General features: G+C 40.1%; 25 protein-coding genes. 9 read left to right on the forward strand and 16 right to left on the reverse strand.

Annotated features, from left to right (window positions below):
• Positions 1 to 42: 42 nt before the first annotated feature.
• Positions 43 to 2,499, reverse strand: coding sequence for an acyl-CoA dehydrogenase FadE (fadE, locus tag I6F40_RS08495; protein ID WP_007586946.1), 2,457 nt, complete (start codon positions 2,497 to 2,499; stop codon positions 43 to 45).
• A 324-nt stretch (positions 2,500 to 2,823) separates the two neighbouring features.
• Between fadE and I6F40_RS08500 the strand changes: the two genes are divergently transcribed.
• On the forward strand, positions 2,824 to 3,588 hold the full coding sequence (locus I6F40_RS08500) for a class II glutamine amidotransferase (RefSeq protein WP_166378965.1): 765 nt from the start codon (positions 2,824 to 2,826) through the stop codon (positions 3,586 to 3,588).
• 38 nt (positions 3,589 to 3,626) lie between these two features.
• On the opposite strand, the gene I6F40_RS08505 is transcribed toward I6F40_RS08500, so the two are convergent.
• The 5 genes from I6F40_RS08505 to cmoA all read right to left on the reverse strand — a co-directional run bounded on the left by I6F40_RS08505 (position 3,627) and on the right by cmoA (position 7,974).
• Positions 3,627 to 4,361 carry a DUF3108 domain-containing protein gene (locus tag I6F40_RS08505; RefSeq protein ID WP_007586948.1) on the reverse strand — a complete coding sequence of 245 codons (735 nt, stop codon included), beginning with the start codon at positions 4,359 to 4,361 and terminating at the stop codon, positions 3,627 to 3,629.
• Between the two features lie 16 nt (positions 4,362 to 4,377).
• Positions 4,378 to 5,025, reverse strand: a complete 648-nt coding sequence (purN, locus tag I6F40_RS08510) for a phosphoribosylglycinamide formyltransferase (RefSeq protein WP_007586949.1) — start codon at positions 5,023 to 5,025, stop codon at positions 4,378 to 4,380.
• Positions 5,025 to 6,077, reverse strand: coding sequence for a phosphoribosylformylglycinamidine cyclo-ligase (gene purM / locus I6F40_RS08515; protein ID WP_002959993.1), 1,053 nt, complete (start codon positions 6,075 to 6,077; stop codon positions 5,025 to 5,027). Before purM ends, purN begins: the two co-directional genes overlap by 1 nt.
• Before the next feature lie 190 nt (positions 6,078 to 6,267).
• On the reverse strand, positions 6,268 to 7,236 hold the full coding sequence (gene cmoB, locus I6F40_RS08520; RefSeq protein WP_166378967.1) for a tRNA 5-methoxyuridine(34)/uridine 5-oxyacetic acid(34) synthase CmoB: 969 nt from the start codon (positions 7,234 to 7,236) through the stop codon (positions 6,268 to 6,270).
• 12 nt (positions 7,237 to 7,248) lie between these two features.
• Entirely contained in the window at positions 7,249 to 7,974 is a 726-nt protein-coding gene (gene cmoA / locus I6F40_RS08525) for a carboxy-S-adenosyl-L-methionine synthase CmoA (RefSeq protein ID WP_007378000.1), read from the reverse strand.
• 116 nt (positions 7,975 to 8,090) lie between these two features.
• Between cmoA and I6F40_RS08530 the strand changes: the two genes are divergently transcribed.
• Positions 8,091 to 8,777: a DUF3334 family protein gene (locus I6F40_RS08530; protein ID WP_007586957.1), complete on the forward strand. Its 687-nt coding sequence runs from the start codon at positions 8,091 to 8,093 to the stop codon at positions 8,775 to 8,777.
• A 152-nt stretch (positions 8,778 to 8,929) separates the two neighbouring features.
• Here the strand turns inward: I6F40_RS08530 and I6F40_RS08535 are convergent, their stop codons facing one another.
• From I6F40_RS08535 to I6F40_RS08560, 6 genes are all read right to left on the reverse strand, one after another.
• Positions 8,930 to 9,607 carry a response regulator gene (locus tag I6F40_RS08535; RefSeq protein ID WP_166378969.1) on the reverse strand — a complete coding sequence of 226 codons (678 nt, stop codon included), beginning with the start codon at positions 9,605 to 9,607 and terminating at the stop codon, positions 8,930 to 8,932.
• 4 nt (positions 9,608 to 9,611) lie between these two features.
• The gene (locus I6F40_RS08540) at positions 9,612 to 10,970 is read right to left on the reverse strand and encodes an ATP-binding protein (RefSeq protein WP_231609332.1); all 1,359 of its coding nucleotides are present in this window, start codon (positions 10,968 to 10,970) and stop codon (positions 9,612 to 9,614) included.
• A 222-nt stretch (positions 10,971 to 11,192) separates the two neighbouring features.
• On the reverse strand, positions 11,193 to 11,702 hold the full coding sequence (locus I6F40_RS08545) for a hypothetical protein (protein WP_166378971.1): 510 nt from the start codon (positions 11,700 to 11,702) through the stop codon (positions 11,193 to 11,195).
• A 37-nt stretch (positions 11,703 to 11,739) separates the two neighbouring features.
• Positions 11,740 to 13,923: a YHYH protein gene (locus I6F40_RS08550; protein ID WP_197192761.1), complete on the reverse strand. Its 2,184-nt coding sequence runs from the start codon at positions 13,921 to 13,923 to the stop codon at positions 11,740 to 11,742.
• 235 nt (positions 13,924 to 14,158) lie between these two features.
• Positions 14,159 to 14,659: a M48 metallopeptidase family protein gene (locus tag I6F40_RS08555; RefSeq protein WP_166378973.1), complete on the reverse strand. Its 501-nt coding sequence runs from the start codon at positions 14,657 to 14,659 to the stop codon at positions 14,159 to 14,161.
• A gap of 24 nt (positions 14,660 to 14,683) precedes the next feature.
• The gene (locus I6F40_RS08560; RefSeq protein ID WP_166378975.1) at positions 14,684 to 15,532 is read right to left on the reverse strand and encodes a DUF72 domain-containing protein; all 849 of its coding nucleotides are present in this window, start codon (positions 15,530 to 15,532) and stop codon (positions 14,684 to 14,686) included.
• 247 nt (positions 15,533 to 15,779) lie between these two features.
• On the opposite strand from I6F40_RS08560, the gene aspS reads away from it, so the two are divergent.
• The 3 genes from aspS (at position 15,780) to I6F40_RS08575 (ending at position 18,519) form a co-directional block, all read left to right on the forward strand.
• Entirely contained in the window at positions 15,780 to 17,558 is a 1,779-nt protein-coding gene (gene aspS / locus I6F40_RS08565; protein ID WP_166378977.1) for an aspartate--tRNA ligase, read from the forward strand.
• Positions 17,559 to 17,677: 119 nt separating this feature from the next.
• On the forward strand, positions 17,678 to 17,908 hold the full coding sequence (locus I6F40_RS08570; RefSeq protein WP_166378979.1) for a hypothetical protein: 231 nt from the start codon (positions 17,678 to 17,680) through the stop codon (positions 17,906 to 17,908).
• A 14-nt stretch (positions 17,909 to 17,922) separates the two neighbouring features.
• Positions 17,923 to 18,519: a pentapeptide repeat-containing protein gene (locus I6F40_RS08575; protein WP_166378981.1), complete on the forward strand. Its 597-nt coding sequence runs from the start codon at positions 17,923 to 17,925 to the stop codon at positions 18,517 to 18,519.
• A gap of 72 nt (positions 18,520 to 18,591) precedes the next feature.
• Here I6F40_RS08575 and I6F40_RS08580 read toward each other — a convergent pair whose 3' ends face one another.
• Positions 18,592 to 18,915, reverse strand: coding sequence for a hypothetical protein (locus tag I6F40_RS08580; protein ID WP_166378983.1), 324 nt, complete (start codon positions 18,913 to 18,915; stop codon positions 18,592 to 18,594).
• A gap of 129 nt (positions 18,916 to 19,044) precedes the next feature.
• On the opposite strand from I6F40_RS08580, the gene I6F40_RS08585 reads away from it, so the two are divergent.
• The gene (locus I6F40_RS08585) at positions 19,045 to 19,812 is read left to right on the forward strand and encodes an alpha/beta hydrolase (RefSeq protein ID WP_024591306.1); all 768 of its coding nucleotides are present in this window, start codon (positions 19,045 to 19,047) and stop codon (positions 19,810 to 19,812) included.
• A 58-nt stretch (positions 19,813 to 19,870) separates the two neighbouring features.
• Here the strand turns inward: I6F40_RS08585 and I6F40_RS08590 are convergent, their stop codons facing one another.
• Positions 19,871 to 21,073, reverse strand: coding sequence for a bifunctional alpha/beta hydrolase/OsmC family protein (locus tag I6F40_RS08590; protein WP_007586983.1), 1,203 nt, complete (start codon positions 21,071 to 21,073; stop codon positions 19,871 to 19,873).
• Between the two features lie 528 nt (positions 21,074 to 21,601).
• On the opposite strand from I6F40_RS08590, the gene I6F40_RS08595 reads away from it, so the two are divergent.
• Both I6F40_RS08595 and I6F40_RS08600 read left to right on the forward strand, forming a co-directional pair.
• Positions 21,602 to 22,441 carry an isopenicillin N synthase family dioxygenase gene (locus I6F40_RS08595; RefSeq protein ID WP_149605142.1) on the forward strand — a complete coding sequence of 280 codons (840 nt, stop codon included), beginning with the start codon at positions 21,602 to 21,604 and terminating at the stop codon, positions 22,439 to 22,441.
• 200 nt (positions 22,442 to 22,641) lie between these two features.
• Positions 22,642 to 24,036, forward strand: a complete 1,395-nt coding sequence (locus I6F40_RS08600) for a DEAD/DEAH box helicase (RefSeq protein ID WP_166378985.1) — start codon at positions 22,642 to 22,644, stop codon at positions 24,034 to 24,036.
• Between the two features lie 130 nt (positions 24,037 to 24,166).
• On the opposite strand, the gene I6F40_RS08605 is transcribed toward I6F40_RS08600, so the two are convergent.
• Together I6F40_RS08605 and I6F40_RS08610 are read right to left on the reverse strand one after the other, a co-directional pair.
• The gene (locus I6F40_RS08605) at positions 24,167 to 24,910 is read right to left on the reverse strand and encodes a DUF3307 domain-containing protein (protein WP_166378987.1); all 744 of its coding nucleotides are present in this window, start codon (positions 24,908 to 24,910) and stop codon (positions 24,167 to 24,169) included.
• Positions 24,910 to 25,533: a hypothetical protein gene (locus tag I6F40_RS08610; RefSeq protein ID WP_166378989.1), complete on the reverse strand. Its 624-nt coding sequence runs from the start codon at positions 25,531 to 25,533 to the stop codon at positions 24,910 to 24,912. Before I6F40_RS08610 ends, I6F40_RS08605 begins: the two co-directional genes overlap by 1 nt.
• Positions 25,534 to 25,683: 150 nt before the next feature.
• Between I6F40_RS08610 and I6F40_RS08615 the strand changes: the two genes are divergently transcribed.
• The gene (locus I6F40_RS08615) at positions 25,684 to 26,187 is read left to right on the forward strand and encodes a LabA-like NYN domain-containing protein (protein ID WP_010555312.1); all 504 of its coding nucleotides are present in this window, start codon (positions 25,684 to 25,686) and stop codon (positions 26,185 to 26,187) included.
• Positions 26,188 to 26,280 lie beyond the last annotated feature (93 nt).

Here is a 26,280-nt window from a genome sequence, read left to right on the forward strand (position 1 = left end):
ATTAGGCGCTGGCTTTTAGTATTCAAATGCTTACTTAGTTAATTAAGCAGCATCAGCTTCTTTTTTAACGCTATTACGCGCGGCTTTACCTGCAAGTAAGTCAGCAGGGTCAAAGTCATCAACGTTAATAACATCTAAACGAGATTGCTCAACAGCAGCTAGTTTATCAGCCTCTGCTTGGCTTAATATGCCTGCTTCAAGCCCCATTTGCGCTACTTTATCAAGCTGGAAGAATGGCAGTTTAAGACCTTTCTCTTTGCATACACGGTCAAATAATGGCTCAACAGCAAGTACGTCTTTAAGCGTTTGCTCTTGACGACCTACAAGGTTAAGCGGCTCATTTGTTAAGTATACATAGCTTGCTAAACGGTTACGCGTTTCGCTAGGTACTTGTAGTAGTTGCGCAAGTTTATGCTCAAGTTGGTCAGTTGGTTTACGAACCGGGCGACCAAACGGGAATAACAATACTTTTAACACGGCACGTAGTGGAGCCGAAGGCATGTTATTAATTAAATCAGCAAGTGCACGTTGGCAATGGTAAAGGTGATCTTGGCAACTCCATTTTACTAGAGCAAAATCTTCTTTTTTACGGCCTTCATCGTTGTAACGCTTAAGCGTTGCAGACACTAAGTATAAGTAACTAAGTAAGTCACCTAAACGTGCTGAAATACGTTCTTTACGTTTTAGTGAACCACCAAATACTGCCATGCTAATGTCTGACATAAGTGCAAGTGATGCACTAAAGCGTGACGCTATACGGTAAAATTCAGCAGTTTCGTCGTTGTACGGCACACTTGTAAAACGAGCGCCGGTAAGTGCAAGCCATTTAGTACGTACAAGGTTCGACATAGTAAAACCAATGTGACCCATTAGCGCTTTATCAAATACGTTAAGCGCTTCTTCGCGGTCTTCAATTTCGCACGCACCTAGTTCGGTAAGTACAAATGGATGACAGCGAATTGCACCTTGACCATAAATAATCATATTACGGGTCAAGATGTTTGCACCTTCAACGGTAATGGCAATAGGTGCACCTTGATAGCCACGACCTAAATAGTTATTTGGCCCAAGCATGATGCCCTTACCGCCAAGTACATCCATTGCATGAATAGTTGCATCACGCATTTGCTCTGTCAGGTGGTATTTAATAATGGCAGAAACAACCGATGGTTTTTCGCCTAAATCAACAGCACCCGTAGACATGCTAACCGCAGCATCAGAGCTGTAAGCGTAACCAGCTAATTTAGCTAGTGACTCTTCAACACCTTCCATTTTACCTATAGGTAAACGGAACTGACGACGAATGCGGCTATAAGCACCTGTCGCAATAGCAATCATTTTAATGCCACCGGCAGAGTTTGACGGCAATGTAATTGCACGACCAACCGATAAACATTCAACCAACATGCGCCAGCCTTGACCAGCCATATCTGGACCACCAATAATATAATCAAGTGGTACGAAAATGTCTTTACCGCGAGTAGGACCATTTTGAAATGGTACGTTAAGCGGGAAGTGTCTACGACCAATTTCTACTCCAGGAGTATCCGTTGGAATAAGTGCACATGTAATGCCTGGCTCTTTATTGTCGCCAATTAGGCCGTCTGGATCTTGTAATTTAAACGCAAGACCAAGTACGGTAGCCACTGGGGCAAGTGTAATGTAACGCTTATTCCACGTTAAACTAACACCCACAACCTCTTCACCATTCCATTGCCCTTTACATACCACACCGTAGTCTGGAATTGAGCTTGCATCAGAACCCGCTTCTGGCGAAGTTAATGCAAAACATGGAATTTCTTGACCGCTCGCTAGGCGCGGTAAATAATGATCTTTTTGCTCTTTTGTACCATAGTGTTGTAATAATTCACCTGGGCCTAAAGAGTTCGGTACACCAACAATTGACGAAAGTAATGTTGATTTACTTGTTAGTTTTTGAAGTACACATGACTGTGCAAATGCAGAAAATTCTAAACCGCCGTATTCTTTTTTGATGATCATGGCAAAGAATTTATTATCTTTTAGATATTGCCATACATCTTGAGGAAGGTCGGTTAGTTCGTGCGTTGCTTCCCAATCGTCCAACATGCTACATACTACTTCAACAGGGCCATCAACAAAGGCTTGCTCTTCAATAGTAAGTTTAGGAACTGGGTATTGATGAAGTTTTTTCCAATCTGGGTTACCGCAAAATAAGTCAGCTTCCCACCACGTTGTACCGGCATCAATAGCTGATTTTTCAGTATCAGACATGCTTGGCGTTACTTTTTTAAACGTAGCAAAAATAGGCTTGATGATATATTGCTGACGAAGGCCAGTAACAGAAAGAGGAACCGCGATGATCAAAAAGATCAACCAGCTAATTAAACCAAAAGCACCTGCAAAGGTACCAATTAATAAAGTTATAGCCGAAACACCAAGTGCTGTGTTCCAACTTGCTCTGTGGTAAACCGCAGTGCAAAGCAACGCGATTAGAACCAGTGTAAATATGAGTGTCATTTTTATTCCTTAATAGAGGTCAGACCACCTCACTTAGAGTAGCGCTAGTAACAGTAATTTTCAAGTACATAACGATGTTAAATTGTAGTAGAAAGTAACTTAAATACGATATTTAATTACCCGACAGAGGAACGCACAATAACTATCGTATAGTCAAAGCATTAACCGTAAGTAGTGTTAACGTAAAAATAAATAAATCTAATAGCAAAATGACACTTTTTAAGTAAGTATAGCCGTTATAGCGGGCTGCAAATTAGTGTACGCTTAATACACAAATATAACGCTATTTATTTTAATGTATGGTTTTTAAGGGTTATTTTATTAATGTGTGAATTACTTGGCATGTCAGCCAATGTGCCTACCGATATTTGTTTTAGTTTTTCAGGCCTTTTAGAGCGTGGCGGAAACACGGGACCACATAAAGATGGTTGGGGTATTACATTTTACGAAGGTAAAGGCTGTAGAACCTTTAAAGATCCGCAGCCGAGTTATCAATCTGAAATTGCAAAGCTCGTCAAAGCATACCCCATTAAAAGTGTCTCGGTTATTAGCCATATTCGCCAAGGTAACCGCGGGAGAGTATGCCTTGAAAATACTCATCCTTTTACGCGAGAGTTATGGGGGCGCGAGCTTACTTACGCTCATAACGGGCAGCTATCTAATTATCATGATTTAAAACCGCAGTACTATCGCCCAGTAGGTAACACCGATAGCGAACTCGCTTTTTGTTGGTTACTTGATAAAATTCGTGAAAAATACCCAAAGCGTCCAAGTAATATGGCGTCGGTTTTTAGATACGCCGCTAAGCTTTCGCATACCCTTCGTGAAAAAGGGGTGTTTAATATGTTATTGACCGACGGGGTGTTTGTTTTAGCGTATTGCACTAATAACTTACATTACATAACGCGCCGTGCGCCATTTGGTAAAGCAACGCTTATTGATGCGGATATGGTGGTTGATTTTCAAAAAGAAACCACACCAAACGATGTAGTGACGGTAATAACAACAAGGCCTTTGACGAATGATGAGCGTTGGCAAAAAATGGAGCCGGGGGAATTTGCATTGTTTAAAATGGGTGAGCTGATTTAGCCCACCTATTTTAAATATTAACTTTGGTTTAATTAAATTTAGTTAGCTTCTTGAGGTTGTTGTGCTGTTGCAGGCGCAACAGCTGTAGGTGCAGTAACAGTAAATGAATTCATTTGAACTTCAAACTGCTCCATACCTTTTTCGCCTTTCCACATACGTACCAGCATGTAATCCATTTCTGGCGCAAACCATGCAATTGCTTGGCGTTTATCGTTATCGTATAAACGTTTAACTTTAATGGCTTCTACATTACCGATAGGTAGGGAGATCATCTCTTTTTCAACAACTTCAAAGTTGTAGTCGCGGCGGTTACCTTTTTTGTCTATAAGCGGGAATGAAAAGCTCGTTTCGCCTTTTTTCAATCCTTCGCGCACTTGCACTTGGTATGAAATAGCATCCTGAAATTCATCAGTCCATTCGCATTTAAGTGGGTATTCGCTAGCGCTGCTGGTCACTACTTTGTTTGTTGTATCAAAATCAATTTTATAATCTTTATCTGGGCCTGTACCGGTGCGGATCATATTGTAATGATGCGGGGTAACCTTGCCATCTTTAAAGGTAAACTTTGATGTTTCTTCACGAGAGTCAGAGAAAATCATCCACTCAATATTGCTGTGGTATGTTAGTTCATAAGTATCGTCGCCCATTTTTTTGAGCTCACGAACAGCCTCACCATGATTTTTACCTTTGCGTAAAATATCGTAGTTAGCTTGATATTGGGTCAATTCGCCTGCAATTAGGCTAGTTGGAAGTAAAGCGCCCGCACATAACAACAGGGCACTTATTTTTTTATTGTGAGTAGTGCGCGCCGTGTGCAGGAAGTTGTTTTTTGTCAAGAACTGCATAATCTGCTTCCATAGTAAGTCTGTGTTCACTGAACCACTTGACCACCAAAGGATAAATTATATGCTCTTGCTCATGCACGCGTTTTGCTAATGTTTCTGCTGTATCATCCTTGAGTACAGGTATTTGCGCCTGAAGAATAACGGGACCGCCGTCTAATTCTTCAGTAACAAAGTGAACACTTACGCCATGAACATCGTCTTTTGCATCAATTGCTCTTTGGTGGGTATTCAGCCCCTGATACTTAGGCAACAAAGATGGATGAATGTTCAACATTTTTCCAACATATTTTTGCACTAAGCCAGGAGTAAGAATACGCATAAACCCAGCTAATACAACTAGATTTGGCATAAAAGAGTCGATAACGTTCATTAATTGCGCATCGTACGCTTCGCGCGAGTCAAAATCTTTATGACTGAGCACTTTTGTAGCAATACCTGCTTTTTTTGCACGCTCTAGGCCATAAGCGTCTGCTTTGTTACTAATAACAGCCGCTATATGTCCGTTTATCTCGCCACGTTCGCAGGCATCTATGATGGCTTGTAAATTAGAGCCACTACCTGAGATTAAAACTACCAGACGAGTCGGTGCCATTACTTAGCACCACCTACAATTTCAACTTGCTCTTCGCCAGCTGCTGCATCTTGAATTTCACCAAGGTGCCATGCATTTTCGCCCAAGTCTTTTAGCATTGTTAAGCTTTGCTCAAGTTTGTCTGCAGGAACTACTAAAACCATACCTACACCACAGTTAAATGTACGGTACATTTCGTGTGTAGTAATATTGCCGTTTTCTTGTAGCCAGTTAAAAATAGGTGGCCACTGCCAGCTATCACCTTTAACTACAGCTTTTGCTGAAGCGGGTAATACACGTGGAATGTTTTCCCAAAAACCGCCGCCAGTAATATGCGAAAGGGCATGTACGTCAACGTTTTTGAATAACTCAAGTAAAGGTTTTACGTAAATACGAGTAGGCTCAAGTAAAGTTTCGCCTAAAGTTTTACCTTCAAAGTCAGCGCTGGTATCAGCTTTTGACACTTCAAGTACTTTACGAATTAAAGAGAAGCCATTTGAATGAGGACCACTTGAAGCAAGTGCAATAAGCTGATCGCCTGCTGCTACTTTTGTGCCATCAATAATTTTAGATTTTTCTACAACGCCTGTACAAAAGCCTGCCATGTCGTAGTCTTCACCATCATACATACCTGGCATTTCAGCTGTTTCGCCACCAATTAGGGCACAACCTGAAATTTCACAACCTTTGCCAATACCTGTAACTACGTCAGCTGCTGTGTCTACATCTAGTTTACCAGTTGCATAGTAATCTAGGAAAAACAGGGGTTCAGCACCTTGAACAATTAAGTCGTTTACACACATTGCAACTAAATCAATACCAACCGTATCATGTTTTTTTAAGTCGATTGCTAAACGTAGTTTAGTACCAACGCCATCTGTGCCTGCAACTAATACTGGTTGCTTGTAGCCTTCAGGAATTTCGCAAAGTGCGCCAAAACCACCAATTCCGCCCATTACTTCAGGACGACGAGTTTTTTTAACTACGCCTTTAATACGCTCAACAAGTGCATTACCAGCGTCGATATCTACGCCCGCGTCTTTATAGCTTAGAGACTGTTTTTGTTCGCTCACAGGTTTTCCTCAAAATAGTTGTTTTGGGTTGCTTAGAAACGCGCGTATTTTACAACAATTGCAAGGTCGCGGCTAGCTCAAATGTAATTTTGAAATAATTAACAAGGACACTTGTCCGCTGTCTGTTGTTTAAATAAACAAAAAAACGCCCGTAGGCGTTTTTTTAGTATTAAAGGCGTTAAATTAACAGCTATGCTTTTGCGGTTAATATGGCTCGAAGTGGAGCGGGGTAGCCTTCAATTGTTTTACTTGTATCGTTTGGATCTAAAAAGTCGATTAACGATTCGTTTTCCATCCAATCGGTTTTGCGTTGCTCTTCAAGCGTGGTAATAGCGCAATCTTTTATTTGCACATCTTTAAAGCCAACGCGTTCCATCCACAGTTTTAATGCTGCAGTACTTGGAATAAACCAAACGTTGCGCATTTTAGCGTAGCGGTCGGTAGGGACTAAGACTGTGTTTTCATCACCTTCAATTACTAGCGTTTCAAGTACGAGTTCGCCGCCTGGGCGAAGCTGCGCTTTTAACTGTGCTAAAAAGTCGATAGGTGAGCGACGATGATAAAGTACGCCCATCGAAAAAACCGTATCAAACGCTTTAAGCTCAGGTAATGCTTCAACGCCTAGTGGCAGTAAATGAACGTTTTCGTCTGGATTGTAGTGTTTAATTGCTTGAAACTGACATAAAAATAAATCAGACGGATCAATACCCACTACAAACTCTGCGCCTTCACCGCGCATACGCCATAAATGATAACCTGAGCCACAACCAATATCTAAAACGGTGCGGCCTTTTAATGGCACAATATGAGGAAGCAGGCGGTCCCACTTCCAATCACTGCGCCACTCTGTGTCTATTTCAATTCCGTGCACACTAAATGGGCCTTTGCGCCATGGCATCATGCGTTTTAATAAATGCATGGCTTGCTTTTGCTCGCCATCACTCATCTCCCCTGGGGCGCCAATTTCTACCTTAGTAGAAATATCAACGTGCGAAGTTGCCACCTCTGGTAAGTTTTTAAGTACTTTTTGCCATTTAGGTAAATCACCGTGGCTAGCCTCGTTTTGCCAATGTTTTAATTGTGCAGGCAAGGTTTCTAGCCAGTGACTAAGTGGGCTTTGTGCAATAGATGCGTAAAATTGATTAAACCATTGAGACATGGATGACTCTCTTTATTTAATTGCTACCATTGAGCAAAAATTAAAACATTGATACCACACTTGAGTTTGGCTAAAACCAATATCTTGTAAGCGAGTAAAGTGAGCGCTTAGTGTATCTGGGCGCATAACGTTTTCGATGGCGGTACGCTTTTGGCTTATTTCAAGCTCAGAGTAACCATTGTGTCGTTTAAAGTCGTGGTGCAAATCAATCAATAAATTGTCGCATTGCTCGTTTTCAGCTTTAATTTTTTCGCTAAGTAGTAGCACGCCACCAGGTTTAAGATTAGCGTATATTTTCTCAAGCACAGCTTGGCGCTGCGCATGTGGAATAAACTGCAACGTAAAGTTCATTGCTACTACTGAGGCGTTTTGAATCTCAAGCTCGTTAATATCGCCCAAAGTAACAGTAACAGGCACATCTGATTTAAAACCTTGTAAATGTACCTTACAACGCTCAACCATAGCTTGAGAGTTATCTACCGCTATTATATGGCAGTTATCGGTGCGAATATTTCGTCGCATGCTAAGCGTTACTGCACCCAGTGAACAGCCTAAATCATAAAGATTTGAGTTACTTTGTGCATACTCACCCGCAAGCTTACCCATTGTACTTACAATAGTTGCGTAGCCCGGTACCGAGCGCTGAATCATATCTGGAAAAACTTCGACTACATTTTGGTCAAAGCTAAAATCTTTTACTTGTTGCTCAGAGGCATAAATACTGTCTTTTATGGTCACGAAGGCAGTCTCTTTGTAAATAATGGCGCTATTTTAACATTTTATACTGGATAGTCAGCGATAAATTCAGTAGCTTGACTAGAATTATGAATAATAAGTATAAAAGAGAAGATTAAATGAGCAAAAGTAAGGTCATCAGCACAGACGATATATTAGCAACCCTTTGTCATTCAGTGACAGGCGTACTCACTTCAGCCAGCGGTAATGGTATTAGCTACTCAGCCATGGTGCAAAAAATAACACGTACATGTATGCGACCAGATATTGGCTGCTTTGTTTTATTTGACGGCGGTTTTACAGGGCTTGTAATTACCAACTTTACTTCGCAAGCGGCGATGGAAATTTATGGCGATTACATGCGTAACATGGGAATGCCAGAAGATGAAATAGCGCATAGCCATTTATCAGACGACGTATCAAACGTACTAGGCGAGTTGATGAATCAAATTGTTGGCGACTTTACGTCTAAAGTGCGCGAGCAGTTACATACTTCAATTACGCAAAACCAGCCAAAAATGATGGCAATAAACAAGCAAGTGCAAATATCGGTAGATACCACCATGGATCGCCCGCAAGCCCGTCGCGTAACATTCACTACAAGTAAGCAAAATATCTTTTACTTGGAATTAGCGATGGATAAAACAGAGTTTATTAAATTACACGACTTTGATATTGCAGAAGCACTAGACCCAGACGACATAATTGAAAACGAAGCACGTAAAAAAGCGGACAAAGAAAAAGCATCTACAGCAGTAGAGCAAGACGATGCCGATGATGATTTCATGGCAGGCTTAGGGCTTTAAGTCTATTTACGTAGGTTTGGTTGAGTGAAACGAAACCCAACGACTGCTCAGCTATTAATCTTTAGCTGTTAGTGATCAGATTAGTGATTAAAATAAAAGCGCGACTGATATCGCGCTTTTTCGTCATGTTAGCTTTATTTGAATAAGTAAACCTACTCTTTAAATTTATAACCCACACTATAAACCGCAGCTATTGGGTTTAGCCCTGCTTGAATGTCGTTAATCTTTTTTCGTATATTTTTAATGTGTGTATCTATGTTGCGATCGGAGATGTCGGTTGTGTCGCTGTATACGTTATTAATAATATCTTCGCGGGTAAAAACACGACCTACGTGGCTTATAAATAATAAAAATATTTTAAACTCGACGGCGGTAAAGCCAATACTTTTGCCGTTTAGGCGTGCTTCGTAATCGTCTTTGTGTAATTGAAAATTATTATGATTGATGATGTTGGCTTTAGGCTGGCTGGTTCTTCTTAGTACGGCTTTTATGCGTGCTATAACTTCTTTAGGGCTGAAGGGTTTGCATATGTAGTCATCGGCGCCGATCTCTAAACCCTGTAAGCGGTCTATTTCCTCACTTTTTGCGGTAAGCATAATAATAGGCACGTTTGAAAAGGCTCTAATTTGCTTACATAGCTCTATGCCATCAACATCTGGCAGCATTAAATCAAGAAGTATTAAATCTACAGCGTTTTGTTTTACAAAACTAACTACACCTTTGCCACTATTAAAGTGCTCAGTTTCGTAATTTTGTTGCTTAGCATAGGCAATAAGTACCTCTGCAATATTTTCTTCGTCTTCAATAACAAGTATTTTTTGTGATGTCATTATTTCAACCTAAAAGTGTCAGCGTTATTTTAACTTTTAGCCCACCAAGTGGTGAGTTGTGCAACGATATTTGACCACCATGTGCCTCTACTATTTGTTTGCAAAGTGCAAGCCCTAAGCCCGAGCCGCCGTGCTCTCGGCTTCGAGACTTTTCAACGCGATAAAAACGCTCAAACAATTTTTGTAAGTCGTTTGGTAAAACACTTGGTGCTGAGTCTTGTAAAATAAGCTCAATATTATTGTGTGTTTTGTTGGCAAGTATTATTACTTGTCCGCCTTTATGCGTGTATCTGCAGGTATTTTCTAACAGGTTTGAAAATAATTGTACAAGGCGTTCTTTATCGCCATTTATTATACATTTACCGGCTTTGGCTAAGCTTTTGCTATCTACATTTAATTCACGCTCTTTAAAGCGAGCGGTGTAGTTTTCAATTGATTGCTCAAAAATGTTTATTAAATCAATGCGTGCATTGCTATAGGTTAAATTAACGCTATCTGTTTGTGCTAGTTGAGCTAGGTCGTCAACAATGTGACTTAAATTATCTACTTGGTTTATGAGTAAATTAATGCGCTTTGTGTCGGCTGTAAATACGCCATCTTGTACGGCTAGTAAATGCGAGCGTAGTACGGTAAGTGGGGTTCTTAATTCGTGGGATGTGTCTGACACCCATTGAAACCGCATTTGTTGGTTTTGCTCAAGCGTGTGGGCTAAGGCATTAAAGTTGTTGGATAGGGTACCTAGCTCATCTTTACTAGAGGAGGTTATTCTGCTGGCAAAATTTCCGTTTGTTAACTCATCGGTGCCAGTTACTATTTGCTTTATTGGTTTTATTAAATGGCGAGATAACACAATAGCCATAATAAATGCGAGCACAATAACGAGTAACGTGATCATAAAATAGTTATGAAATTGCGCTGCTAAAAATGCTTTTGCTGGGCTACTTTGCACAAGTTTTGAAGGTACTAAACCTATCCAGCCTATAACGTTATTGTTTAATAAAATAGGCTCTATATGTGGGTTATCATTTAAATTAGTTCTACCAACAACAACTTTTTTATTTTGATCATATAAACTTATACGTTGCCCTGTTTTAAGGGAACCCGCAGGTAAGTGTACCCACAATAAAGAGGGCGTTGCTTTACTGCTATTTGGTTTGGGTGGGGTGCTTGTGTGTTTATTAGTTTTAGGTTCGCCTGGCTTTTTTTGCGGCTCCACAATAGAGCGCCATAATTGCGTGTTTTGCGTAATGGGTTGCCAACTGCCTAATTCGCTATAAAGCTCAATAAGTTGCTGCTTAACCATTGCGACATGCTTTGTTTCTTCTTGTTCAACAAAGTCGTTAAAACCTGACGAAAAGGTCATGTATATAAACACAAACATAAGCCCAACAAGGGCGATATTAGTGATAAAAAAAGCTAAAAAAAATTTATGTATTAATTTCACTGATTGGCAAATAGTAAAGATCATGACGTTAACGTACCAAGCAGTATTGCATATTGATTATGTGCCTACAATTAGCGTATTTAGGGAGTTGCTTACTAAAATCCTTTTTAAGTAAGCTTTTTAGGTATGTTGATATTTGGACTAGAACTTTATTTTTGCGGTATCGCCAGCACCCAGTAACTTATATTGTGGCTTTACAAAGCTTGCGTGTACTGCGCCTAAACTTTTAGGGAACGATATGGCAAGCTCATCTACTGTTGTAAATGTGTGCTTCGCTTGAAAAACAATTTCTAGGTCGTGCGCTTCGTTGTTGTTGCTGGTGGTAAAAGCGACGCGTTCAAACACGATAACTTGCTGATTTACACGTAAGCTCGTTTTTTGTTTAAGTGCATTTTTTACAAACTCTTCTTGTTGCTCTGTACTTAAGTTTGTAGGCATAAGCTTATCAATATCGCCCATAAGCCATGCTTGCTCGCTTTGCAGCGCTGAAATTAAATGCTCAGCATTAGTTAATACTTTAACCTCAACTTGCCCGTCTCTTAAAATCACTTGGGCTGTTGTGTTTTTTAATACATGGGCGCTCAATTGAGCGCTCATACTTGTTAAAATACACGCTAGCATTAGCCATTTTAATTTTTTTAAAAAATACATAATTACTACCTTTTATTGAGGCGGTTGACCTTTTTTTTTATTGAGGTTGCTCAATAGTTGCTTTACAAATAAGGGTGTTGTCGGTTTCTAAGTCTTCGCCCCATATGAATTTTGCGTTTTCATCCCAGTTAATATCGTCGTAACCATCTTTTGGTCCTACATCGGCAAAGTTGTGCTCTACTGCATTAGCCCAGTTTGTGTTATCAAAGTTACTTTGCAGCCAGTTAGTTGGCGCTTCTTTTGACATAAACGTACAAACGCCTTCGCCCGCGACAGGATTTGATTCGCTTTCGCATAATTTGTTAAGCGGCGCTTTGTGAAGTATTTCGCATTTAAAGCTTTGATCGCTTACGGCAACTACTTTATTTGTATCGGTGTCGGTAAGTTGCATAATAAAACCGCCATCACCCATTTGCTGATTTTTAGCACCGATGTATTCAAGCCCAGTGTCGTTTTGCTTAAAGTCTTTAATTATTAAATTAAGCTCAATAGGGTAGTTTGCAGAAAACGTAATGCTTTCGGCATTAAATGAACGCTCTGTGGTTATAGGCACAGAATCTTCAACAAGTAACTGCTCGCCTATGTAGGCTGTAAACCAGTTATCAGCCCATGCTTCTAGCTTTAAGTTATGCTTGCCTGTAATGGCAGGATTTGTATTTTGCTTAGTGACTGTTGGAGTAAGGTGATTTGGTTGCGGGCCTCTACAAAATGTACCGGTTTGAACCTTGCCACCATTACTGATAGTTTTTTGTTTAAAGCTATAGCAGTCTTTTCCCTGTGATGCAGGGCTGTAGGTAGTAAAGTAGCTTTCGCCTTTGTATGAGTAGCTCATTGTACGGCTGCCGTTTTCAGAGATCGTGTGCGTTAAGTTTTCAACGCCTCCTTGTGGCGGGCGCAGATCGGCTCTTATACCTTGAGTATCGCCACTAAGTGGTGACACTCTTGGTAATTTTGCGGTATCTACTTCACCTACTAAGCACTGAATAATATACGGCGGCGTAGCTGATGTTTGGTAGCGATAGCCAAATGTGTCATCGATTTGTCCGTTACATACATCAAGGTCACCTTTGGCAATTGCACTGCCGTCAGGGTTTTTACTGCCATACAGCGGGTAACCATCGTAAGCCCAACCAATAATGGCATCGCTTGATTGGTTTTTCATTGTGTCAATCATACACGTTGGCGATACATGATAATGGTAGTCATCACCTCGTCCTGTGTGTCCGCCACATATATCTAACTGTCCGAGTGCTAACGTGTCGTGTTTTTCATCGTAGCTATTTACGTCCAACTCACCTTGCGAAGAATAGTCGTATATTGGTACGCCATTAACGGCAACACCTACGGCTGCATCAATTGTTGTTATTGTTTTTGCTTTTTTCGGGTTTAGCTTTATAGGTGCGGCGTAGTCTTTAGCTGGAACGGGTATTTGCTCGTTAGTACCTGTAATACCAGTCATTACTTCATGATCAGGATAAGTAGATGAGGCAATATAAGCATATTGTTCATCGCACGTAACAGATACGCTTTTATCAAACCCTGCATTACTCACTGATTGTGTAATAGCATCGCAACGAGGTGATTTTACGTTAGCGGTTAAATATGATTTATCAGGCTTTGGTTGCTCATTTGGCTTTGGTTTTGAATCCGGTTTGTGCTCGGCGCTACTGGCGCTTCGCGAGTATTTAACCGTCATACTTGCAGTATCGAGCGTAATATCTTTTACAGCAGCGAGTAATGCTGAGCGATCTACCTTTGTATCGCTATTAAAGGTAACCGGTGCAGATAGCGCGTACACAGTATAAGCATAGCTTTTTTCACCTGGACCTTTAGAGCAAGGCGGCGCGTATTGGTTTAAATCGTTTACGCTATTAGAGCCCACTTCACCGAGAGTTTCGCCCGCTTTAATTTGTGTTTTATCGGCGGCAATATTGTACATGGTCCAATACCAATGCATTCCCTCTGGCGCTTTATGATCCATAATTAACGCATAATATTTGGCTGCCTTAGGTGCACCGCTCCAGTTAAGTGGGGGGCTAATGCTTTGCCCATCGCATGTATAAGTAATAGGCAAATTACCGCCATCACTTACTTTTGAGCTGGTTAGAGTAAAATCATTGAGGTTTGATTGTTCAAGTGATTGGCTGTTTTGCTCGTTGCAGGCACTTAAGGTTACACAGCACAGTGCACTGAGTAAAAAGGCATAGGTATTTTTCATCATTTAAAACTCGAAAGATTAAGAGTACATAGAAAGAATTAGCTATTAAGAGTGTAGTTCTCAAATGTAGGGCAATTATGTAGTTTTAAACTTTTTTGTTTTTATTAAGCGAAAGGAGTTAAGTTGTGAGCTGCTTACTTGGATAAGAGAAGAGATTGGATATGGGCGCTTGGTTATGAAAGGAAATATTAACTTAAGTATGGCGTTATTTTCACTCAGTTAAATAACGCTAAAATCCTTATTTTAAATAAGGATTTTCTCCCATTGCGACTACCACACAAAAAATTCTTAAATCTAACTCTAGCTGGTGGTAACTCGGTTCCATATGGCAGCAAAGTTGATAAAAGCCTTTGTTATGGTCTTTTTCTCTAAAGTGGGCGAGTTCGTGTACTACTAATGCTTTTAGTAGTGGCTCGGGGGCGCGCAGCAAATCGCTGTTAATCGCTAAATCGTGCTTACGGGTTTTACCTTGCATTCGATACGTATGTGTACCAAGTGCGTTGGTGACCATATCGCCTTGCTTTTTAAAAGCAGCGCGCCCAAATGGTGGCGCATTTTTTAAATATTGTTTTTTAAGCTCGGTTGCATAGCTATAAAGTAGTTTATCGCTAGTAATTGTATGTGATTGCGGGTACTTTTTAAGTAAGTAGTCACATACCTTTTTGTTATTTATAAGGTTTAATACTTGCTCAACAATGTTAGCTGGATAGCCGGTAAAGTAACGTGCGTATTCACTCATTATTAATTCTCTGTCGTTTTACTTTTAAAAAAGTGCTTGCTGGTGGGCTTCTTTTTCGCCAGTAAATGGGGTTAATGCTTTGTGATTATAACCAAGGTCCTTACAAAACTGCCTTGCTAATAATGGCGCTTCTCGGTTATTTGCCGTATGAAAAAACACATAAGGCGTTTTTCCTTCATCAAGCCATTGTTTTACTTTACTCAGCCACGGTTTATAAAAAGGCTTATAGTCGTTTTGTAAATCGGCAATAACAAAGCGCGCCATGGGTTGCGTGCTTGTAGCAATGGCATGCACGGGTAAATGCGGCTTTTTTTGCTGTACATCAATTAGCGCTTCGGTTGTTGGTTTTACCGCAAATAGGGCGCGAGTATCCATCGATATGCGATTTATGTTGTTTGCCATTAATAACTGATTAAGCGCTATTTCGGCTTCGCCCTTTTGAAAAAACGCAGTATGACGTACCTCTACACCGTAATTAACCTCTTTTGGTAATAGGCTAATAAATTGTGCGAGTTTGGGTAAGTCACCAGGGCCAAATGCTTTGGGTAATTGCAGCATGACTTGCCCAGTTTTTTCTAAAATAGGGGAGAACAATTTAAGCCAATCAGTAAGCTCGGTTTGAACATTAGTTAGGTGCAGCTCGTGGCTAAAGCGACGATTAAACTTAAAAGTAAATTTAAAATCGTCAGGTACGCTGTTTGCCCAGCGCAATACGGTGCTTGGCGAAGGGTCAGCGTAAAAGCTGGTATTGCCTTCAACAGAGTTAAAGTGTTGGGCGTATTGGCTAAGCATATCGGCGTTTTTACATTGGCTTGAAAATAAATTGCCTTTCCATGCATTACTCGACCACTGCGGGCATCCAATATATAACATACAAACTAGCGCCTTATTATAAAGTGGCGATAGTGTAGCAAATAACAAAACGAGCTGCTGTAAATTCAAGGGCAAAAGCGGCACACGCCCTAGCATCTTAATGTTAGTTGAGTATAATGCATGGCTTAATTTGATTATTTTTAGATTGCTAGCGGCTTTATTTGCATTGTGGTGACCTGTTTTTTAAATCACACGCCTTAAAACAAATAAGTTTAGCCGTTTAAGCCTTTTATCTGACAGGAAAACTATGCGCTCTATATATTGCGGACAGCTAAATAAAACTCACGTAGATCAAGAAGTTGAACTATGTGGCTGGATCAACAAACGACGTGACCTTGGTGGACTTATCTTTGTCGATTTACGCGATAGAGAAGGTTTAGTACAAGTTGTATTCGACTCTGACATTGAAGAGTTAATGAGTTCAGCTAACACACTTCGCCAAGAATTTTGTGTTCAGTTAAAAGGTATTGTTCGCGCACGCCCAGACAGCCAAGTAAATAAAGACATGGCAACAGGGGAGATCGAAATTTTAGGTAAAGAGCTTAATATTATTAACCGCTCTGAGCCATTACCGCTTGATTTTAACCAAGTAAACTCAGAAGAGCGTCGTTTAAAATATCGCTACCTAGACCTACGTCGTCTAGAAATGAGTGACCGTATTAAATTACGCGCTAAAGCAAGCAGCTTTGTTCGTCGCTTTTTAGATGAAAACGGCTTTTTAGACATCGAAACACCTGTACTTACTAAAGCAACGCCAGAAGGTGCGCGCGATTATTTAGTACCAAGCCGCGTTCACAAAGGTAGTTTTTACGCTTTACCACAGTCTCCACAGTTGTTTAAGCAATTGTTGATGATGTCTGGTTTTGACCGTTACTACCAAATTGTTAAATGTTTCCGTGATGAAGATTTACGCGCCGATCGCCAACCAGAATTTACCCAAATAGATATAGAAACCTCTTTCATGAGCTCTGATCAAGTACGTGGTATGACTGAAAAAATGATCCGCGAAATGTGGCAAACATTATTAAACGTTGATTTAGGCGATTTTCCAATCATGCCTTACAGCGAGGCAATGAGCCTTTACGGTTCTGATAAGCCAGATTTACGTAACCCAATGAAATTGGTTGATGTTGCAGATTTAGTTAAAGACGTAGAGTTTAATGTTTTCTCAGGTCCGGCTAACGACGAAAAAGGTCGCGTTGCTGTGTTAACTGTACCGGGTGGCGCTAAGCTTTCTCGTAAACAGCTTGACGATTACACTAAGTTTATTGGTATTTACGGCGCTAAAGGCATGGCGTGGATGAAAGTAAACGACCACACTGCAGGCGCTGAAGGTGTTCAATCGCCAGTGGCTAAGTTTTTAAGCGAAGACGTAATTACTAAATTACTTGCGCGTACTAATGCACAGTCTGGCGATATCATTTTATTTGGTGCCGATAAGCGCAACACAGTAAATGAAGCAATGGGCGCACTGCGCGTTAAGATTGGTGTTGATTTAGAAATCACTAACCTTAATAGCTGGGCACCACTTTGGGTTGTAGACTTCCCAATGTTTGAAGAAGATGACGAGGGCACATTACATGCTGTACATCATCCATTCACTGCACCAAAAGACATTAACGCCAGTGAGCTTGAAGCAAACCCAGCAGCTGCTATTTCAGATGCCTACGATATGGTATTAAACGGCTACGAAGTGGGTGGCGGTTCGGTACGTATTCATAATGCAGATATGCAAGAAACTGCATTTAGAATTTTAGGTATTAACGAGCAAGAGCAACAAGACAAGTTTGGTTTTTTACTTGATGCACTTAAATACGGCACACCACCACATGCAGGTTTAGCATTTGGCCTTGACCGTTTAGCAATGCTTTTATGTGGTACCGATAACATTCGTGACGTTATTGCTTTCCCTAAAACAACACAAGCGTCGTGTTTATTAACCAACGCGCCAAGCAAACCTAACCTTGATTCGTTAGCTGAACTTGCAATAAGTGTTGTAGAAAAAGCGACACCTAACGAAGAGTAATATTGTTTCGCTTTTTTGAGCTAAATTTAAAAACCCTTAAGTTGTTTGCTTAAGGGTTTTTTTGTGGTTAAATTTATAGCAGAGTATGTTTTAAACGAACAGAAGAAAAAGGAATTATTATGTCGTTCAGCTTAACCTTATTTGGTGAGTTTTTAGTTTTTATTATTGTGCTGTGTATTCCTATTTTTGCTGTAATTAGTTACAAAATAGGTAAGCGTAAAAGTACTATGCCGGGTGTTTTAGCTTTTGTGGGTGGCTGTTTAGCGCTATTTCTACTATTTGCTTTGATTTTTATTGCAGTGCTTGCGCTTAAAAAAGATTTACCTAAAAATAGCGTCTATGCCCATTAAAAACTAGGTTAATAGTGTCAATTTCAAATAATAATCACTACTTCGACGAGCAATTTAATGCTTTGCAGCACGAAGAGCAACTAACTGAGAATTCTGAGTTTGAAGAATGCACATTTACCGATTGCGACTTTTCAGGCGGGCAGTTTAAAAATTGCCGATTTATACAGTGCAACTTTAAAAACTGTAATTTATCGTCACTAAAATGGAACTACAGTTCGCTTGAAAATGTAAGTTTTAGCCACTGTAAATTAAATAGTTTGCAATGGGCTGATGTAGATTGGCCTGCGCTTAGTATTAACGCACCGGTGAGTTTTAATTATTGTGAGCTCAGTAATAGTTCTTTTTTTGAATTAACTCTCAAAGCCCTCAAACTAACACACTGCTTTGCCAAAAATGTTGATTTTAGACACGCTGATTTAAGCGGTAGTGAATTTACAGGAACAGATTTTCGCGATAGTGAGTTTTTTCAAACTAACTTAACAAAATGTGATTTTGTAAGTGCTACAGCGTTTAATATAGATTTGAATAATAATATTTTAGCGAATGCTAAGTTTGATCGCTTCGAAGCACTTAATTTGCTTACCAGCCTTAATATAGAGCTATGTGATTAATTTAGTTTAATATGATTACATATCTAGAAGCGACAGCTTGGCTGGGCTTCTAGATACTGCGTGACTGTGTAATTAACGGCTTGGACCATTTTTATTACGTGCACTGGCAAGCTGTCTTGCGATTTCTAATAACGCAGGTGAAATATCTTCAGCGCCATCTTTAATTAGTTTTGTAACGTCACCTGACGAAAACAAACCGTCACGTGGTGATTTAATACCTAACTCACGAACAAAATCCTTCGCTTTACCTGTGCTGCCTGTTTCAATAAACTTAAAAATAATACGTTCATTGTTGTTTTTAGCAGGTGCTTTTAAGGTTTCGATTTCGTCATGTATCTCGGTTAGTTTGTCTTCTAAAATTTCTATACGTTCTTGAATGCTATTGTATGATTTCATTTATTGGATCTTTTACTAAATATATTTAAACAATGGCGGCTATTATCGCATAGTTTGACAATAGAGAATGCAAAGCTATAAAGTAAAAGTTATTTTTAATTAAAAACAATAATTTATATAAATTTAAATATGCAAAAAACACTTAAAAAGCTTTTTATATTAAGCGCTCTAGCTCTAAGTACATCAGTTATAAGCACATCAGTAATAGGCGCAACAAGCTATGCAAACGATGGCGTTATAACTGATGAAAGCCGCAATCGCACTATTCCTATCAATATTACATTACCAAGTAACAATGCTAAGTGTACAGCTCAAGTAAAATGCTCTGTAGCGTTTATTAATGCGGGCTACGGGATTAGCCATAACGAATACACGTTTGCTAGTAATGTGTTTAATCAGCGTGGATACTTAACAGTAGCCGTTGCACATAAATTAAAAACCGACCCTGACCTTAATCGTGAGCAGCCTTATTTAACCACTCGCATGGAAAACTGGCATCGTGGCGTAGCAACGCTTAAGTTTTTAGTTAATGAGCTATCGAGTAAATACCCAGCGTACGACTTTACAAAACTCACCTTATTTGGGCATTCTAATGGCGGTGATATTTCCGCATTATATGGCTCTATTTATCCAAACGAAGTTAGCACTATTATTACGCTCGATCATCGCCGCATGTTGATCCCGCGCAATAAAAACATTCGCGTACTTACTCTACGCGGTAGTGATTACCCAGCTGATGCGAATGTGCTGTTAAACGATTCAGAGCTGGATAAGTTTCCTGTTACACAAACACTAATAGAAAAATCTCGCCATAACGATATGTACGATGGCGGGCCAAAATGGCTGGTGGACAGAATGAGTAAAGAAGTAGAGGGATTTTTAGATAGTAAAAATTAGGTTTATAAAAGTTAAATCACAGCGCAGTGTTACCTGCGCTATATTAATTTTATGGTAGTTACTCTACCAGTTCACTTACAATAACCGGGTTGTTATGCAGTGTTTTATGCACTGGGCATTTGTCGGCTATTTCGAGTAAACGCTGGCGCTGTGGCTCAGTTAAGTCTCCACGTAAGGTGATTTTACGGGTAATGGCTTCAAGGTTACCTGTTTGCTCACAATCGTCGCAATCTTTGTTGTAATCGCGAGTGTGATCAAGCTCTACTTTTACATGCTCCAGTGGTAAGTTTTTACGTGTAGCGTACATACGCAGTGTCATGGCCGTACAGGCACCAAGCCCCGCTAATAAGTGATGATACGGATCAGGACCTAAGTTTTTACCACCTACTTTTATTGGCTCATCTGCAAGCCAAGTATGATCTTTTGTACTTACGTGCTGAGTAAATACATGGTCTTTTTCTTCAACGAGTACATTGCCACCCGTTAAACTTGCCGTGTATTTAGTTTTGTCGTACTTAACATAACGGTTTGCCCACGTTGCAATTATTTGTGCTGCGTAGTCGGCATCGTTTTTATTTGTTAAAAGGTGATCGGCGTTATCTAGGCTAATAAAGCTTTTAGGATGCTTGGCTGATGCATAAATTTTTTCAGCTTCACTAATATTTACCGTCGCATCAATAGGGGAGTGCATTACTAATAATGCGCGCTTAAGTTTACTTATGTGGCTTTTATCGTACTTGGCTATATCGTCAATAAATTGCTTTTTAATGGTAAATTCACGACCGGCTAAGTTTACTTTAGCTTCACCTGCTGCGTTAATTTCATCAAGGTGTGCTTCAAAGTTATGCGCTACGTGCTGCGCATCTGACGGTGCACCAATGGTTGTAATAGCCGATACTTCAGGAATATGCTCCGCAGCAGCAAGAACGGCAGCCCCGCCTAAACTGTGGCCAATGAGTAGTTGCGGCGCCGCAAAATGCTCACGTAAATGATTTGCCGCAGATACTAAATCTTGAATGTTTGATGAAAAGTTACTGTTAGCAAAGTCGCCATCGCTATTACCTAAACCGGTAAAGTCGAAACGTAGTACGGCAATGCCTTGTTGTGTTAAAGCTCGGCTAATACGAGTGGCTGCTGCAATGTCTTTACCGCAGGTAAAGCAGTGTGCAAATAGCGCGTAAAACTTAACGTCACCAGAGGGAAGTTCAAGTTGGCCGGCAAGTTCTAAATCGCCGCTTTTAAAAGATACTTTTTGTCGCATGGGGAGCCTTATTTACACAAATAAAATATATTAGGGCGTGTTGACCGTTGTGGATTGAAATTTGTTCAATCTAGGGGCGATTTAATCGCGGCGCGAGGTTTGTAACCTAGTGGACTAAGTAAAAACCGAGCAACAAAGAGTTAATCGTCCCTAGAAAGAACCCAAAGGGTAGCGCATGTTTGGCATTTATGCTGCGTTATCGCCTATTTATGGGGAACAACCACACATCACAGGCTCTGCCTTGCTTAAATACCAAACAGTCTGCTACAAATTCACCTACCAAAGGTCAGCACGCCCTAGTAGACCATATATAAGCACTAAACCTTGCAAATTCAACGTTTTTTTATAAGTTGATCTTGATCAAGCCAAGTGGCGGTGACTATGCTTTGCGGACATATGTCCTTATTTTTTTGAGGTCATTTGTCTATCCTCGCATAGCGCTATAATGAAGGCTTTGCTACTTTATATAAGTAATTTAGCACTATTAAAAGCAACTCACTTCACACAACCTATTCACTGGAACGTACAATGCAATTACCTACTGTTGATTATAAAGCTCCCGATGCGGCTGCACAATTTGTTGAATCGTTAAGAAATACTGGATTTGGCGTTTTAAAAAACCACCCAATCCCACAGTCTTTAGTTGAGTCTATTTACAAAAATTGGCAAGACTTTTTTAACTCAGAGCAAAAGCACGACTTTTTATTCTCTAAAGACACTCAAGACGGTTACTTTCCGCCTTCAGTATCTGAAGTAGCGAAAGGCTTTACAATAAAAGATATTAAAGAGTACTTCCATGTGTACCCTAAAGGTCGCGTTCCTGCCCAGCTTGAAGCTGATGTACGTGAATACTACCGTTTAGCAAGTGAATTTGCGGGCACGTTGTTAAGCTGGGTTCAGGCTGAATCTCCGGCTGATGTACGTGCTAAGTTTTCGATTGATTTAAAAGACATGATTGCCGATTCTGAGCAAACATTGTTACGTATTTTACATTATCCGCCTATGACGGGTGATGAAGAGCCAGGTGCTATTCGCGCAGCAGCCCATGGCGATATTAACTTATTGACTGTATTACCAGCTTCTAATGAGCCTGGTTTACAAGTTCAAAAAACAGATGGCGGTTGGTTAGACGTGCCATGTGATTTTGGCAGCTTAATTATTAATATCGGCGACATGTTACAAGAAGCGTCGGGCGGGTATTTCCCATCGACAATTCACCGTGTAATTAACCCAACGGGTAAAGCATCTACTAAATCGCGTATTTCACTACCGTTATTTTTACACCCGCATCCAGATGTTGTGCTTTCAGAGCGCTACACGGCAGATAGCTACTTGCAAGAACGCCTGCGTGAATTAGGTGTTAAGTAACTCTTATACTTAGAGTAATTAAGTATAAATATAAAACGGCTTATGGCCGTTTTTTGCATTTTTAAGCAACTTGAGCACAGGTTTAATTTTATTAAGCTATGCTCAATTGCTCGCGACGTAAATAATGGCATGCATTCTTAGCTACTACAGGTATAATGCGCGCAACTGGCTAACGTAGCCTAATTTAAAAGAGAGTTTATATGAGTTTTGAAGGTTTAGGTTTATCACAGTCTTTGGTTAATGCGGTTTTAGAAAAGGGCTATGAAACGCCAACGCCGATTCAGGCTCAAGCAATTCCTGCAATTATTGAACGCCGTGATGTTATGGCAGCAGCGCAAACAGGTACAGGTAAAACAGCGGGTTTTACATTACCACTTATTGAGCGTTTGTCGTCAGGCCCTAAAGCTAAAAGTAACCACGTACGTGCACTTATTTTAACGCCTACACGTGAGCTTGCTTTGCAAGTAAGCGAAAACGTTGAAGAGTACGCTAAGCATTCGGATGTGAGCTCATTTGTAGTTTACGGTGGCGTTAAAATTAACCCACAAATGCAGCGTCTTCGTAAAGGTGTTGATATTTTAGTAGCAACGCCGGGTCGTTTAATCGACTTACATAATCAAAATGCAGTTAAATTTGATAGCGTTGAAGTGCTTGTACTCGATGAAGCTGACCGCATGTTAGACATGGGCTTTATTCACGACATTAAACGCTTAATTGCTAAAATGCCTGCTAAACGTCAAAACTTGATGTTTTCGGCTACATTTTCTGACGAAATTCGTGCATTAGCAAAAGGGTTAATTAATGACCCTGTTGAAATTTCAGTTGCTGCAAAAAATACCACTGCAAAAAGTGTTACTCAGTGTGTTTATGCGGTAGATAAAACACGTAAAACAGCATTGCTAAGCCACTTGATTCGCACTAACGATTGGCAACAAGTGTTAGTGTTTAGCCGTACAAAGCACGGTGCTAACCGCTTAGTTAAACAACTAGAGCGAGATGATATTGTAGGCGCGGCTATCCATGGTAATAAGTCACAAGGCGCACGTGTTAAAGCACTTGATGGTTTTAAAAGTGGTGAAGTACGCGTACTAGTAGCAACAGACATTGTTGCACGTGGTTTAGACATTGTTGAATTACCGCATGTTGTTAACTACGACTTACCAAACGTATATGAAGATTACGTTCACCGTATTGGCCGTACAGGCCGTGCTGGTGCGTCGGGTCATGCGATTTCGTTTGTAACAACAGAAGATGCTGTTGATTTATACGGTATTGAGCGCTTTATTGGTGAGCTTATCCCACGTGCTGAAGAAGACGGTTTTGAGCCTATTAACCCAGTAGCAGAGCGCGCATTAGATGCTCGCCCACTGCCGTCTAAAAAGCCTAAGAAAAAGCAGCCTTTTAATAAGCCTAAATCTGATAGCAGCAAGCCTAACAGTAAAAAACCGACCAATGGTGGTAATGGTACCGGCCCACGCCGTGGTGGTTCTAAAAAGCCAGCAGCTAAAACAGATGATAACGCGCAAAACCCATGGGCAAAGCGTGAATCTGTTGGCGGTAATGGCCAACGCCGTCGTCGCACAAATAACGATTAATCATTGTTAATGATTATATTGGCGTTTAATTAATTTAGAACTTGATTAAAGGTTGATACAAAAAACGCGCTCCCTTCTTAATAGAAGTAGCGCGTTTTTTATTGTCTGTAATTTGTACTTACTGTATTGCCTACCTGATTAAATAGTTAATACCCAAGCCGAAAAATAAAGTCACACTTACGCTAAGTAATGTGCCGAGCATAACGTACTCGGTAAGTTTTTTATCTTTGCTTGCACTTAAATCACCAAACCTAAATACCGACTTTGCCGCAAGTAAAAAGCCAAGCCCTGCAAATTGGTCAAGCAATATAAAGCTCAGCATAAGTACGCGCTCAAGCATACCTATGCTTTGCCCTGCAAGTGGTAAGCTACCAGTACTTGAAAAGTTACTTGTTAAACGCTCTAACATCATTCTTATAAATACGGCGCTGGGACTTAAAATAATTAAATAACCGCATACCACCCACAGTATTTTGGGATCAGTGAGCATATTATTAATTGCAGCCATAAAGCTACTGTTATCAGTTAGCCAAATACTGAGCGCAATAATAACCAGTATGTGCGCTATTTGATCAAGTAAAAAAGGCACCACGCCTTTATTAGAATACGATTTAGCTATATCAATAAAGTAATGGCTCAACATAATGCTCGCCGTGGCAATTAAAACACTGCTTAGTTGCTGCCACCCGAATGTATATTCCCACACGGTAATAATGAGTGCACTCGTTACACCATGCACTAGTACATGAAAATAAAGCTTACTGGCTTTAAAGTGACGGGTGTTTCTGTCGTTTACCCAACTCATAGGTTGCCAGTAAAAATCAGCGAGTAAGTGGCCAATAATAAGCGCGACCAGTAAAAGTGAAAACGTCATTATTCACCTCCTTTAATTATATTTTTTATAGCGTGTTGTGTGTACTTAATAAAGCGCTCTATAAGTTGGTAGTGCGCTAAATTGAGTAGTTTGGTTACGTTTTCGCGACTTGTTTTAAGCTCTTTAGCCAGTGCCGCGTGGCTGTTGTCTGGTGATGTTAAATAGACATACAGGGCATTTGCTTGTTTTTGTGTGATTTTAGTGAGTAATACGTCGGCAAAGGCTAAATTAAGGTTTAAGCTTTCATCGAGCTGCTGCTCATTAATATTAAAAACAAAGCGTTGATTACCTATTTTATCAAGGCCTTGACCTGAAAGGGTAAAAGCAGAACCGGTTGCTGTTTTTATATCGCTGCGTGGGTTATCTATTTGCCCAAGTGCCAAGCTTTGTCGTAGTTCATAACCTGACGATTTAAGGTGTAAATATACAAGTATGGCATTTTTAAAAAGGAGCTCAGGATTATTAACTTGTAACTGAAAGGCATCGCCTCGGTATATATTCCAAAGGGTTTGCTCCCCCGAAATGTTTCGCAAACTTTGCTCTAGTTGGTAAAGCATGGCATCGTATTGCTGCTTAGGGATTGTTTGCGATTTAATAATATCGCCGCTGATCACACCAATCATAAAAATCTCAAAATGGTTACTTTTTAATATGTAACCAATATTGGTTACATAAGGGTATGTAACCAATTTAGGTTACTTAAATATAAATTGCAAGGTACACTTATTTTATAACGTTACTTTTATTGCTATTAATCCTCACTAGGACACTAAATGACTTTACAAAACGAGCAGCAAAGCACTAAACCACGGGTCGGTATTTTTGTTGATGTGCAAAATATTTATTACACGTGCCGTGAGAGTTACGGAAAAAACTTTGACTACAATGCGTTTTGGCGGGTAATGCAGGCGCAATACAATATTGAGTGTGCTTTTGCGTATGCTATTTATCGAGGAGATGAAAAGCAAAATCAGTTTCAAAATATTTTGCGTGCGATTGGTTTTGAGGTAAAGCTAAAGCCATTTATTCAACGTCGTGATGGAAGTGCTAAAGGCGATTGGGATGTAGGCATAACAATAGACATGTTAGAGCAGGGTAAAAATCTTGATAAAGTTATTTTGCTCTCTGGCGATGGTGACTTTGCTTTGTTACTTGGGCATTTAAAAAATCAATATAATGTACCGTGCGATGTATACGGTGCTGACAGGTTAACTGCTGAGGTATTAAAACAAAGCGCAGAGCAATTTCATTTAATTGATAATACTTTGCTGCTTTAACAGCAAAAAATAGTTAAAAAAGTGCAAGCTAAGTGCCTGCAACATGAGAGATTTTAATACAAAGCCGTAATAGATGAATTAAGCCTTATATAG

It is taken from the genome of Pseudoalteromonas sp. SWXJ133, assembly GCF_015864365.1.
In the GTDB taxonomy this organism is placed as follows: Bacteria; Pseudomonadota; Gammaproteobacteria; order Enterobacterales; family Alteromonadaceae; genus Pseudoalteromonas; species Pseudoalteromonas arctica.